Raw genomic sequence first — 13,949 nt, forward strand, 5'->3', positions numbered from 1 at the left:
GGGCCACCGGGCTCCGCGGGGCTGGGGGTGACGGTCACCGGGTCCGCCGAGATGTACTGCTCGGTGGGCTGGTAGTAGATGACCCCGTCGCTGCCGGCCGGCACCACTTCCTGCTGCTGCTTGCCCTCGCCGCTCAGTTCGATGGTGCAGCTGCCGGAGTCGACGTAGCTGAACCTGAAGGTCAGCTGGTCGTTCTGGAGTTGCGGGAGGACGGGCGCCGTCGACACCGCGGAGATCGCCGGGAGGTGGCTGAAGCTCTGCTTGTTGACGCGCCACGGGATCTGTTGCTCGCCGTAGGGGACCGCCCCGCTGCGCTGGCTGGACCAGACGCAGCCCCTCGATCCCGGATAGCAGAACTCGAAGGCGGACGGGTCCCAGCCGTTGGTGGCCTCCCAGTCGTCGGCGCTGCCGCTGAGGCGCGCCGTGACCCGGGTGTCGTCGACGGCTGAGTAGGAGGCGACCTGGGGAGGCGTGGGCTCGGCGCCCTGGGGACGCAAGCCGGTGCGGGTCTCCACGGCGGACTCCATCTGGTCGAGCACCGCCTTGACCTGCAACTGGTACCGGCGGCCGTTGACGAGCGGCTTGATGACGCCGTCGCCGGGCAGCTGGTGCCAACCGTCGCCCATCGAGTACTGGATCACGCCCGGGGAGTTGCGCGGCATGGTGTGGGCCACGCTGACGGTGATCTGGCCGTCGCCCGGGGTCGCCTCCACGGACGTGAGCTTCGGCCGGGCCCACGAGGTGATGGGCGTCGGCGACATCCCCAGCGCCACCTCGCTGTGCCGGTTCTTCGCGTAGACGCGGAACTGGGTGGCCTCGGTGCCCATGCCGTGGATGGCCGCCTGGAGGGTGGTGGCCCCCGTCGGCGCCACCACTGCCTGACGGTCCGTGCGCTCGCGGCCCGATGCCACGGGGACGACGCGGTACTGCGCGATGGTGGGGTCGCCGTTGGGGTCCACCCCCGACACGTCGAAGGAGACCCGGAAGCCGCCGCCGATGTCGTCCTGGATGGTGGTGGGCGTCACGGCGATGGAGCCCATCGGCGCGCCGACGGGGTACTCGCTGTTCGAGGCGTCCGACAGGTCGGAATCGAAGTGGGCCGCGTTGGAGACGATCGCGTGGTCGCTGAGGGCCTGCACCCGGAACTGCGACGACTGGCCGTTGACGAGGTTGGCCCACCACAGCGCCCGTTGGTCCGCCGAGACCGTCTGCGGGCTGTCGGGCTGTTCGGCGCCGTCGACATAGCGACGGACCAGGTAGCCCTTGACCCCGCTGGAACCGAACTCCGAATCCGTGATCCGGTTGTGCACCCAGGAGACGGTGAGGCCCCGGTCGCCCGTGGCGGCCTCGACCACCTGCGGCGGCAGCAGCTTCGCGTCGGGGTGGAACGCCGCGGACGGCGGCGAGATCTCCGACGGGCCGACGGAGTTCTGCTCGGTCACCGTCGCGGTGTACGGGACACCGTTGGTGAGGCCACGGATGCTGCAGATGCCGCGCGAGCAGGTGCCCTCCGCGGGCGGGAGGCCCGGCGCGGACGCCAACGCGGTGCCGGTCACGTTGGCCGGCACGTCGCCGCCCGTGCCGGTGGAGGTGTACTTGAAGGTGACCGAACCGTCGCCGGCGACGATGTCGTAGGGGTTGCCGGGGCGGCCGGGCACGTCGCGCACCCGCACCTGGATGACCCCGCTGACCACCCGCTCGGGGTCGCGGAGCGCGTCGTTGACCGAGTAGCTGACCACCATCGTGCCGTGCCACCCCGGCGCGGGGGAGACGGTCACGACGCCGGCCCCCGGGTCTGCGACGGCCTTGCCGCCGCCGCTGACCACCCGGGCGCCTTCGAGGAACACCTGCTGGTCGTGCGGCAGGTAGGACACCACGTTGTCGCCGAGCACCGGCACCGGCATGGACTGGCCGGCGTCGACCTCGACGACCACCTCGGACGCGGAGACCTTCTGGAAGCGGGAGGCCACCACCAGGATGGTGAGTTCGAACCGGGCGGTGTTGGCGTCCACCGAACCGTCGATCACCTCGCCCTGCAGCACGACGGATTGGCCCTTGCGCGCCGAATCGAGGGCGCGCGCGACGATGCGGTTGCCGTGCTCCTCCCACTCGATGGGGGCGTCGCCGCGGATCTGGCGCGGACGCTCCAGTAACCGCACGCTGTCGCCCTCGGGGTCGCGGAAGAAGGCCGTCACGTCGATGCTCTGCTCATCCTCCGCGGCGCCTACCTCGAGCACCGGGCGCTCCGTGAGCAGGACGGGCGCCTGGTTGACCTGGTAGCCCTCCTGGTCGGGGTCTGAGCTGCCGCTGACCTTCGCGCGCAGGACCGTCACCGGGATGGAGATGAACGCGCTGCTCACGTCGGTGGTGGCGCTGGAGGCGGGCATCACGTCCCTGACCTCGAACACGACGGCGGCCGGGCCGAAATCTGCCAGCCCCGGCTGGTACTCCACGGCGTTCAGGCCCGCGGCCCGGGCCAGGCCGGTGCCGGGGTAGCCCTTGATGTTCTCGACGCTGGCGAGTTCCACCTCCCGGCCCTGGGTGCCCTGCACCACCTCGTTGACGTTGATCTGGAGGTTCTCGCCGGCCCGCACCGTCATCTGGAGCGCCGGGTCCTTCAGCGTTGGCACCACGTCGCCGCGGCCGGGGACGGTGATCACGCCGTTGGTGCCCAGGCCGTCGTCGTCCACCGCCCGGTAGCGGATCTGCTGCATGGTGTCGCGCACGCCGATGGAAACCTTGCCCTCGTCGGTGAGGCGGGGCGCGAGGTCGTCCTCGGCATCGGTGTCGGGGAGGTCCACGGTGAGCTCGTCACGCGGGCCGTCGGGGTCGTAGTCGTTGGCGAGGGGGTCGATCTCGACGTACTGCTGATCCGCGAGCTGGGCCACGTCGACGAGGTCGTCGCGGGCCACGGGCGGCAGCAGTGGCGCCTCCTCGTCAACCGTGAGCCTGATGAGCCCGGAGTTCGGTTCGCCGCGGAGGTCGACGATGTCGTAGGTGCCGTCGTAGTCGCCCTCCTCCTCCGGCGCCGTCATGACCAGTTCGCGGTTGTCCACCAGCTGCACGGGGATCTCGGCGCGCATCCGCGCGGGTTCCTCGCTGGCGAACTTGATGGGGTCGCCGTCGAGGTCGTAGTCGTTGGAGAGGGGGTCCAACTGCACCTGGCGACCCGGGCGCGTGCGGATCTCGTCCATGACGGCGATGGGCTTGTTGTTGGTCTTGCTGGGCTGGGCCACGCCGATCCGGATCTCGCCGGTGGCCTCGACGCCATGGCTGTCGACGACGACGTAGCGGAACGTGTCCGTGCCGGCGGAGGTGAGGAACGCCTCGTACTCGAAGTACCGCTCCCCCACCTTGAGGACTCGACCGTGCGTCGGGATGGAGCCGAGACCCACGAGCCGCACCGAGTCGCCCTGCGGATCGATGCCGTCCAGCGGGATGGGGATGCGGGTGGTGGTGCCTGCGAGCACGCGGTCGATCACCTGGCGGGGCTGCGGGGGCTCCGCGTTGGAGGCCTCCTCGGACACGATGGTGACCCGCACGATGCCGTCGGTGGCCTCACCTGTGCTGTCGACGGCGCGGTAGCGGACCTGGCTGACGCCGGGGGCCGAACCCGCCGGGACGCTGACCCGCACGGTGTCGCCCTCCACCCACGCGTTGTCGCCGAACGGGTTGTCCACCAGTTCGGCGTCGATCGTGAGGTCGCGGCCGTCCGGCGAGGTGTCGTTCTCCAGCACCTTGACCGCGCCCGTGGCGCCGGCGCGCACGCGCAGCAGGTCGTCCTCGACCCGCGGCCCGATCTGGTCCGACGCGTCGGTGGCGACCACCTGGATGGTGCCGCGCTTCGACGCGGTGCCGTCCGAGACGTGGTAGTGGAACTTTTCCGTGCCGGTGAGCTCCGCCGTCGCCTCGATGGTCAGCAGCGTGCGGCGCTCCATCGTGACGTTGAGCGTTGGGGGCACGTCCGTGATGGTCTGGATGACCAGGACGTCGCCGTCGGGGTCCGTGTCGTTGAGGAGCGGGTCTACCGTGACTGAGCCCATCGCCGGGAGGTGCGCGACGTCGTCCACCGGCACGGGCGGCCGGTTGGTGAGCCGCGGCAGCACGTCCACGCGCACCAGCCCGCTGGCGCCGTTGTTGACGCTGTAGTTGATGTAGTGGGCGCCCACCCTGTCCGAGGTGAACGTGAAGCGGTTGTCCGCCAGCGACGTCTCGACGCACTCCGCGCAGTCGACCGGGTTGACCTCCGTGAGGTTGATCGCGCGGATGTCGTTGGCGAGCGGCTCGACGGTGACGGATTCGCCCTGCATGGTGGTGGCGAAGTCGCCGTAGGTGGTGGGGGGCACCACCTCTTCGGAGACGAGCACCTGCAGCTGGTCGGTCGTGACGGCGCCGTGCCGGTCCGCCACCTGGACGTGGATGGTCTTGGGCCCGAAGGTGGTGCCCACGTCGGTGTAGGTGATCTCGCCGTCCGGGCGGAACTGCACGATGTCGCTGAACTGGGGGTCCATCCAGGCCTTGGCCAGGATGAGCGGGTCGCCCTCCGGGTCGCGCCAATCCAGCAGTGCCCGGTACTTCACGCCGGAATCGCCCTTGGTCACCCGCAGCGGCTGGGGTGCCGGCACGTCCGGGTCGTGCTTCCCGCGCAGCGCGGGCGGCTGGTTGCCGGCGCCGGGTTCGGCCGGGTGGACCGTGACATAGGCGTTGGCCGTCGCGGTCTTCTCGCGGCCGTCGTCGACGGTGTAGGGCACGACGATCTCGCCGCTGGCATCTGAGTCGACGGTGATCTGCAGCCCCGACCCGCCGCGCACGGGCTGCACCGTGGCGCCGTCGATCTGCAGGTCGTCCGGCACGGAGATGGTCAGCACGTCGCCGTCGGGGTCCGTGTCGTTGTCGAGCACCGGGATGATGGTGGCCACGCCGGCGCGGGCGCCCAGGCGGTCGTCCTTGGCGATGGGGGCGCGGTTGTCGAGGGTGCGGTCCGGTAGCACCGTCGGGTCGCCCTCGGTGTACTCGCTGTCTTCGCGCTCGACGATGGGCCGCACGTGCGACCAGGCCTCCGGAAGGATCACGGTGCCCTTGTCCACCAGCCAGACGGTGCCGTTGGCCATGTCGTTGAGGGCCACCGTCGTGCGGTTGACCTGGAACTCCAGGGCGGTTCCGTCGCTGGTGAGGTGGTCGAGCTCGGTGACCACCGGTTCCTCACCGGCGCAGCGCTTCACGACCCGGAGCACTCCCGGGCCTCCCTGGAACGCACCGTACAGGCAGTCCGCCACCTGGATGGGGCGCACCGGCCTCAGGTCCATCCGGCCGGACATGGACCGGAACCCGTCCGTCGTGATCGCCCCCAGGCCGGCCTCGTTGGCGAAGAGCGCCCGGGCGCCGTCCTCACCGTGCAGCACGTCTGCCACCGGAGGCAGCAGCACCGCCTGGGACTGCCCGCTGATGGTGAACGCCTTCGGCATCCCCTCCACCCAGATCTGGGCGTTGTGCCTGTCCAGGACGACGGCGTTGTCACCGACGGCGGAGATCTCGAAGCTGCGGCGCTCGGGGTCGAACTCGATGGGCACCGCAGTGGTGAGGACGACGTCGCCTTCGAGCCTCACGAGCGTGCTGTCGGAGACGTTGAGGCCGATGGCCTTCCCGCTGACGGTCAGGGTGGCCACCCCGAACTCGCCCACCTCCAGATCCGGCTTGTCGCGGAGGAAGTCCACCCGCAGCATCTCGTCGAGGGTCCCGTGCCAGACGCGCCCGTTCTCCTGGTCGAACACCAGCATGGAGCCGCCGACCTGCTGCACCACGGCGTTGGGCGGCAGCTTGGTGGCCCGCTCCAGGATGTTGCGCCCCGGCAGGTACGGGTGCAGGTTCGACGACTGCGGCAGGAACGCCTGCGCGTGCTCCTGGTGCTGGTAGAGCCGGAACCTGGAGTCGCCGGTGGCCGTCGCCGCGGACAACTCGTCGATCTGGGCGTTGACGGTGCCCATGAGGCCGTCGTCACGCTTGCCGACGAAGACGATGCCCTCGTCGAGGTGCACGTCTGCCTGCACGAGGCCCGGGCTGAGGTACGCCGCGATGCCCAGGGCGACCGCCAGGACGACGACGAGGAGGGCCTGCCAGAACCGCCGGAGGAAACGGGCGATGATCCGAAGGGGCCGGGCAGCCTGCCTGGCTGGCCCGAGCGGAGCGTCCGTCACGGAGATCTGGTCCTCCTCTTCTAACCGCGGGGCGGCTCGATGCGCAGCGAAACGCCGTCACCGAGGTCGAGCACCGTGCCGATCCCCACCTGGACCGAGGCCCCGTCGCGCAGGGTGAACGGGGGTTCGCCGGCGGGGAGCACGGTGGTGCCGTTGGTGGAATCCAGATCCGTGACGTGCACGTTCCAGTCCTGCGTGGTGATCAGCAGGTGGTTGCGCGAGATGTCGTTGCTGGGGCTGGCCACGCGCATGAGGTGGCTGCCGGAGGGGCCGTGGCCCGAATCCGGGGCGCGGCCCACGACAATGCCGGCGACGATGTCGGCGAAGTCGCCGCGGTTGGTGTGCACGCCCGCCAGGACGGGGCGGCGGATGAGCCGCGGGTTCGACGAGTCCACCGGGTACTGGCAGATGCGGCAGGTGCGGCTGCCGGGGGCGTTGGGGTGGTTGTTGACACACGGCACGGCCAGCACCTGCGGGTCCGGCCGTTCGTCGGCCGGCGGCGCGGGCTTGTGCGTGGCGGCCAGTCCCGTGGAGAAGATGGTGCCGCCGTCGTCCTCCTCCACCTCGCCGAACGAGCGTGGCACCACGACGGGTGCCGGTCGCTCAGCCGGCGACGACAGCGATGCGGGCTCCGCGATGGGGGGCACGACCACCTCGGGCGCGACCGGGGGCGGGATGACGGCGCTGAGCGCTGCGGCGATCTCCTCCGGGCCGGCTTCGTCGGTGTCGTCCGCGTTGAATTCCTCAGACGGCGGGGCGTCGAGGACCATGGCCTCCGAGAATTCGTCATGGACGACGTCCACCGGCGCGTCGTCGTCTGAGACGTGGGCCGCGGTGGGGACGAACTGCGGCGTACCGGCCGGCTCGTCCGCGGTGGGGAACCGCACGAGGGCGGCGGGATCAGTGGTCAGGAACACGGCCGAGACGGTGGCCGCCCCGACCACCAGGGGCAACTGCAGGGCCTGGTCCGCGTCGAACTCCTCCAGCGTGATGCCGAGGTTGCGCTCGCGGCCCAGGTGCTCCTCGCGCCACGTCACGCTCCCCTCGCCCTGCAGGACGACATCCCCGGAATCAGTGTCGACCACCCGCACGCGGCCGCGCGCGAGACCGTGCAGCCCGTCGTCGTCCCAGTGGAACGCACCCAGATCCGGCATGGAGTCCAGGCCCACCTGCGACACGAGCGTCAGCAGCGCGTCCAGAGAGCCGGCGGCCACCACGCTCAGCCAGAGTTCGTTGACCGTGGCTGCAGCGCGCGACGGCGGGGGCGCCATGACCACCAGGGTGCTCGGCCCGGTCAGGGCCAGCCACGCACCGGGCGTGTAGGTGGTGCGCCATGCAGCCATGGGTCGCGTCATCGTCATCTCCTCGGATTGGCACTAGGCAGAAGGTTAGCGGTCAGGACCCGCGAAACTAGTTGATGGACGAAGCCATCCGCCTGATGCCCTCGGTGATGATCTCACGCGAAGAGGCCAGGTTGACCCTGACGAATTGGGTGGATTCAGGCGAGAAGTCCGTGCCGAAGTTGAACCGCACCCGGCCCACCTCGTGGAAGTGCCGGCCGGGGTGTTCCAAGCCCAGCGGCGAGCAGTCGAGCCATGCCAGATAGGTGCCCTCGGACGGCGTGTAACTGAGTTGCGGGAGCTGCCGGGCCAGTTCCTCGGCGAAGAACGCCTTGTTCGCGTCGATCTCCTGCGAGGCCTGCGCCAGCCACTCGCGGCCTTCGCGCAGCGCGGTGGTGTGGGCGAGGATGCCGAAGTAGGAGGCGGAGTCCGACACGACGGGGTTGATGCGGCCACGCAATTCCGCCGGGCCGATGATGAGCGCGGCCTTGAGGGCCGCCAGGTTCCAGCACTTCGACGCGGACGTGATGATGACCGCGCGCGCGCCCGGCGCCGCCTGGAGGAAGGGGGTGTGCCGGGTGCCGGCGAGCGGTGCGTGGATCTCGTTGGAGGCGACGATCACGCCGTGGGCGTCGGCCAACGCGGCCACCGCCCGCAGTTCCTCGCCGGTGTGCACGGCCCCGGTGGGGTTGTGCGGCGAGCACAGGAGGTACAGCGCGGGGCGGTGCTCGATGAACGCGGCCTCGATGGCGGCCAGGTCCAGCCGCCCGCTCTCCAGCATGGGGGCGGTGACCAGTTCCCGGCCGCGGCTGACGCTGCGGAAGGGCGGGTAGACGGGCGGGTTGATCAGCACCCGGTCCCCCGGCTCCGTGAAGGCCAGCACGGCCTCGCGCATGCCGGTGACGACGTCGGCGACCAGCATGGCGTCCGTCGTGTCGAACTGCCAGCCCCACTGCCATTGCGCGTAGTCGGCCATCGCCTCCTGGTAGGCGGGGAGCTCGGGGTAACCGGTGTCCGAATCGCGGATGGCGCGCTCGATCCGATCACGGACGGCGACAGCGATCTCCGCGTCCATCTCGGCGACGAACATGGGCAGCACGTCCGGTTCGAAGCGGCGCCACTTGATGCTGCCCCGCTGCCTCAACTCGTCCAGCGGCACATTGAAGATCGTCATGCCGGCGAGTCTATGGCAGCCGGCCCCGCCTCAGCCGCCGTCGACAGTGTGGGCGACGGCCCCGATGATGTCGTGCAGGAAGCGCAGGTACCCGTCGACGTGTTCGCGCGGCGCCGGACCCTCGATGACCACGGCGGCCACCTCCCGCTCGAGCCACAACTGGCTGAACTCCGGTGTGGTGGGGGCGGTGAAGAACCGCCACACGGCCGGGCCCAGCAGGCGTCGGGTGGCGTCCGCGTCCGACGACGTGACGCGCCAGCGGGCGTCGAACGTGGGGTCGCCCACCTCGATGTCGCTGGTGCCCATCAACTCGGCCAGCAACGCGTTCTCCGCGGTCAGCCGCACGGGGTTCATCACCAGGCCCGGGCGTCGCACGCAGAGCACCTGGCGGATCTTGGTGCCCTGCTCGGGGGCGGAGATCCACTGCCAGCCGAAGCACGGGAGGTCGCCGAAGCGGCCCACGAAACCGTGCACGAACCTGCCGGACGGCACCGGGCCCTGATTGAAGCGTTCGACGATCTCGCGCGCGTTGGCGTAGTAGAGCCAGCCGCGCTGTCCCGCCCACTCCTGCCAGGTGGTGCCGCGTCGGACGACGGGCCTCGGCGCCGCGGTGCGCAGCGCGGGGGCCGAGGCGGTGAGATAGGCGGGCAGGGCGCGCTGGTAGGGGCGGGGCCGGATGGCGTCGAGCACCCGTGAATCGATGGCGTCGACCATCTTGCGCAGCAGGTCCAGGTACCGGTCCACGTGCTCGGGATCGACGCGGCCGCGCGCGCTCAGCAGGACGGCGTCGTGCTCGAACCAGATCTCCGAGAAGTCCGCGGTGATGGGGATCAGCAACTGGCGGACGGCCTCGTTGAGCACGTCGTTGGCGAACTGGGGGTGGGCGGCGCTGACCCGCCAGGCCAGGTCGAAATCCGCCTCGATGGGGATGCCGGGGCCGGACTGGGTGAAATCCGCCACCTCGATGCTCAGCCAAGGGAACCGCACCCCCGGCACCCGCAGTGCCACGACGTGGAGGTGACCGGCCGGGTCCGAACCCGCCGTCGCCCGGAAACCGAAGCAGGGCAGGCCTGCATAGGTGCCGGACCACCCGACGGTGATCGCGCGCTGTCCCCCGACGTGGAGGCCGCCGCCGCGGAAGGTACCCGTCATGGCCTCCCACGCGGGGAAGAAGTGCAGGTTGCGGAGGGTCGCCCAGTGCCGCCAGGCCTCAGCGTCGGCCATTCGGGCACCTCCCTTCCATCCCCATCGGCTCAATGTTGCCATGGAGGTCGTCCGGCGGGGCGCCGACCGCCGCGTGGGCTTGAGTCGGCGCCGCACTCGGCGCATAATGGCACGGACCGCACGGCGCGGATGGGGCCATCACCCCGGAGCTGCCGGAAGAACGGTGGATCTCCACTCATTAGAACCGGCTGCGGCAGCGAATGAAGCGGGGCGCTCACGCGTCCAAGAAGGGTGGTACCGCGGGCCACGGCTCGTCCCTTCGCCATTGCAGACGAAGAAGGAACCCACCCGATGAGCACCACTCCCGGCTACCGCGCCGTGCCCGCCCAGGTCGATTTCCCGGCGCTGGAGCACGACATCCTGAAGTTGTGGGCTGAGCGCGGCACGTTCGACCAGTCCCTCGAGAAGTCCAAGGGCGGTGAGCCCTGGACGTTCTACGAAGGTCCGCCCACCGCCAACGGCATGCCCGGCACCCACCACATCGAGGCGCGGGTGTTCAAGGACATGTTCCCCCGCTTCAAGACGATGCGCGGCTTCCACGTGGAGCGCAAGGCGGGTTGGGACTGCCACGGCCTGCCCGTCGAACTCGCCGTCGAGAAGGAACTGGGCTTCTCCGGCAAGGCCGACATCGAGGCCTATGGCGTGGAGGCGTTCAACGCCAGGTGCCGCGAATCCGTGCTGCGCCACGTCGACGCGTTCTCCGATCTGACGGAGCGGATGGGCTACTGGGTCAACCTCGACAAGGCCTACGTCACCATGACGCCCGAGTACGTGGAGTCACTCTGGTGGGCGCTGAAGCAGATCCACTCCAAGGGCCTGCTGCAGGAGGACTACCGCGTCGCGCCGTACTGCCCGCGCTGCGGCACCGCGCTGTCGGACCACGAACTCGCGCAGGGCTACGAGGACGTCACAGACCCCTCCATCTACGTGCGCTTCCCGCTCACGTCCGGCCCGCTCGCCGGCGACGTCGACCTCCTGGTCTGGACGACGACGCCCTGGACGCTGGTGTCCAACACCGCCGTCGCGGTGCATCCGGAGGTCACCTACCGGGTGGCCAGCCACCCTGAGCAGAAGTCGCTCGTGGTCGCCGAACCGCTCGCCGAGCAGGTGCTGGGCGAGGAATGGACGCTGGGCGCGTCCTTCACCGGCGCGGAGATGGAGCGCTGGTCCTACCAGCGGCCGCTCGAACTGGTCGAGTTCCCGGCCGAGGCCCACTTCGTGGTGCTGGCCGACTACGTCACGACGGAGGACGGCTCCGGCCTGGTCCACCAGGCCCCGGCCTTCGGTGAGGACGACATGGCCGTCTGCCGCGCCTACGGGCTGCCGTTCGTGAACCCCGTCACCAAGGAGGGCGCCTTCGAGGAGGGCCTCAGCCTGGTGGGCGGCATGTTCTTCAAGGACGCCGACGCGTTCATCGTCGAAGACCTCACCTCGCGCGGCCTGATGTTCCGCAAGCTGGACTACACGCACAGCTACCCCCACTGCTGGCGCTGCCACACCCCGTTGCTCTACTACGCCATGCCCTCCTGGTACATCCGCACCACGCGCATCAAGGACCAGTTGCTCGCCGAGAACGAGGACACCACCTGGCACCCGGAGAACATCAAGCACGGCCGCTTCGGCGACTGGCTCACCAACAACGTCGACTGGGCCCTGTCACGCACCCGCTACTGGGGCACGCCGCTGCCCATCTGGCGCTGCGAGGACGACCACCAGGTGTGCGTCGGTTCCCGCGCGGAGCTCTCGGAGCTGACTGATCAGGACCAGTTGGCGCTCGACCCGCACCGCCCGTTCGTCGACGACATCACCTTCGGCTGCCCCACCTGCGGCAAGGAGTCGCGGCGCGTGCCCGAGGTCATCGACGCCTGGTTCGACTCCGGCTCGATGCCCTTCGCGCAGTGGGGCTATCCGCACGCCGAGGGTTCCGTCGAGATGTTCGAGGAGCGCTACCCGGCTGATTTCATCTGCGAGGCCATCGACCAGACCCGCGGCTGGTTCTACTCGCTGATGGCGGTGGGCACCCTCGTCTTCGGCGAATCGGCATACCAGAACGTCGTGTGCCTCGGCCACATCCTGGCCGACGACGGCCGCAAGATGTCCAAGCACCTGGGCAACGTGCTGGAACCCATCCCGCTGATGGACAAGCACGGCGCCGACGCGGTGCGCTGGTTCATGGCGTGCTCCGGCTCGCCGTGGTCGGCCCGCCGGGTGGGCGACACCACCATCGGCGAGACCGTGCGCAAGGTGCTGCTGACGTACTGGAACACCGTCGCCTTCCACACGCTGTATGCGCGCGCCGCCAACTGGGCGCCGAAGGGCACCGCGCCCGCCGTGGCAGATCGCCATGTGCTGGACCGTTGGCTGACCTCCACCACCCAGGAGCTGATCCTGGAGACCACGGACGCGCTCGAGAACTTCGACACGCAGCGCTACGGGCAGGCCCTCGGCGGCTTCATCGATGCGTTGTCGAACTGGCACGTGCGTCGTTCCCGTCGCCGGTTCTGGAGCGGCGACGAGGGCGCCCTGTGGACGCTCCACGAGACGCTCGACACGCTCACCCGCCTGCTGGCGCCGATCATGCCGTTCGTCACGGAGCGCGTGTGGCAGGACCTCTTCTACGCCGCGGACCCGGAGGGCCCCAGCTCGGTGCACCTGGCCTCGTGGCCCGTGGCGGACGAGTCGCTCATCATCCCGGAACTGACCGAGGCGATGCGGCTGACCCAGCGCACCGTCGAACTGGGCCGATCCGCGCGCGCCGAGTCCAAGATGAAGGTGCGCCAGGTGCTGGGCCGCATGCTGGTGCCGTCGAGAATCTTCGCCAAGCTCTCGCCCGAGCTGCAGGACGAGGTCAAAGCCGAGCTGAACGTCGAGTCCATCGAGTCCTTCGATTCGGCCGGCGACCTCGTCGACTTCTCGGCCAAGGGCAACTTCCGCAGCCTCGGCAAGCGCTTCGCGAAGAAGACGCCGCTCGTGGCGAAGGTCATCGCCGAACTGGACGCCGCCTGGCTCGCCGGGCAGCTCCGCGACGTCGGCCACGCCCTGATCGAGTTCGAGGGCGAAGAGGTGGAGCTGTCCGCCGACGACGTCATCGTGACCGAGCGGCCCCGCGAGGGCTGGTCAGTGGTCAACGAGCAGGGCGAAACCGTCGCGCTCGACCTGGAGCTGACGCCGGCCCTGGTGCTGGCCGGCCTGGCCCGCGAGGTCATCCGGTTCATCCAGGACGCCCGCAAGCGCGCCGGGCTGGAGATCACGGACCGGATCCGCGTCACCGTCGAGGCCGACGGCCCCCTCGGCGACGCCGTCGAGACCCACCGGAGCCTCATCGCCGGCGAGGTGCTCGCCGTCGAACTCACGAACGCGCCGGTGGCCGGAGCCACCGATGTCGACGATGAGCTGGGGCTGAAGATCGCCTTGGCAAAGGCCTGACGCCGGCCCACCGGTGATTCAACGGGATCGGGCCGACCCGCCTCATGCGGGTCGGCCCGATGCCGTGTGACCGGGTGCAGGGGTCAGGGGAACAGCACCAGGTTGTTGAAGACCCACGAGCCGGACTGCTTCACGACCAGACCGCTGGTGGTCGTCGTCGCGCGGAAGACAGTGGTGAAGGTGTAGCTGCGGCAGGCGCCGCGGCCGGTCTGGGCGGTGTCGCACTCGGTCGTCCACCGGCGGCCGCCGGATTCGAATCCGTTCATGTTGTGCATGGCGATCGGGTTGGTGCCCCACTCCGCACGGCTCATGAGCGGCAGGTAGGTGAGGTTGTTGAACGCCCACCCCTCCTTCTGTACGAACCGCCCGCCTTCCTTGACCACGATCGAGGCCCAGATGTCGGTGCGGCAGCGTTCGGTCTGCGAGTAGGGCTCGCACCTGGTCTGCCAGTCGCGGCCGTTCACGTTTCGGTGGATGCCCGGCAGCGTGTAGGGGGCGCTGCGCACGAAACCCCCCGCCGTGGGCTTCGGCGGCGTGGGCGTCGGGGTCGGCGAGGCGCTGTTGCCGGTGGTGACCCAGATCGTCTGGGTG

General features: G+C 69.9%; 6 protein-coding genes. 1 reads left to right on the forward strand and 5 read right to left on the reverse strand.

The window, feature by feature from the left end; translation table 11 throughout:
• The 4 genes from C3E87_RS14355 to C3E87_RS14370 all read right to left on the reverse strand — a co-directional run.
• Positions 1-6,194 (reverse strand): Ig-like domain-containing protein (locus C3E87_RS14355; protein WP_076064179.1); only part of this gene is annotated, 6,194 nt, incomplete at its 3' end.
• A gap of 20 nt (positions 6,195-6,214) precedes the next feature.
• On the reverse strand, positions 6,215-7,549 hold the full coding sequence (locus C3E87_RS14360) for an FHA domain-containing protein (RefSeq protein ID WP_076064181.1): 1,335 nt from the start codon (positions 7,547-7,549) through the stop codon (positions 6,215-6,217).
• Between the two features lie 55 nt (positions 7,550-7,604).
• Positions 7,605-8,708 (reverse strand): MalY/PatB family protein, encoded by a 1,104-nt coding sequence (locus C3E87_RS14365; RefSeq protein WP_076064183.1) that lies wholly within the window; start codon positions 8,706-8,708, stop codon positions 7,605-7,607.
• 30 nt (positions 8,709-8,738) lie between these two features.
• Positions 8,739-9,932, reverse strand: a complete 1,194-nt coding sequence (locus C3E87_RS14370) for a hypothetical protein (RefSeq protein WP_076064185.1) — start codon at positions 9,930-9,932, stop codon at positions 8,739-8,741.
• Between the two features lie 291 nt (positions 9,933-10,223).
• Between C3E87_RS14370 and ileS the strand changes: the two genes are divergently transcribed.
• Positions 10,224-13,358: an isoleucine--tRNA ligase gene (gene ileS / locus C3E87_RS14375; RefSeq protein WP_076064187.1), complete on the forward strand. Its 3,135-nt coding sequence runs from the start codon at positions 10,224-10,226 to the stop codon at positions 13,356-13,358.
• A gap of 83 nt (positions 13,359-13,441) precedes the next feature.
• Here the strand turns inward: ileS and C3E87_RS14380 are convergent.
• A partial coding sequence (locus C3E87_RS14380; RefSeq protein ID WP_158069100.1) for a hypothetical protein occupies positions 13,442-13,949 on the reverse strand: 508 nt, incomplete at its 5' end.

This window comes from Tessaracoccus sp. ZS01, from assembly GCF_022342445.1.
Classification (GTDB): Bacteria; Actinomycetota; Actinomycetes; order Propionibacteriales; family Propionibacteriaceae; genus Arachnia.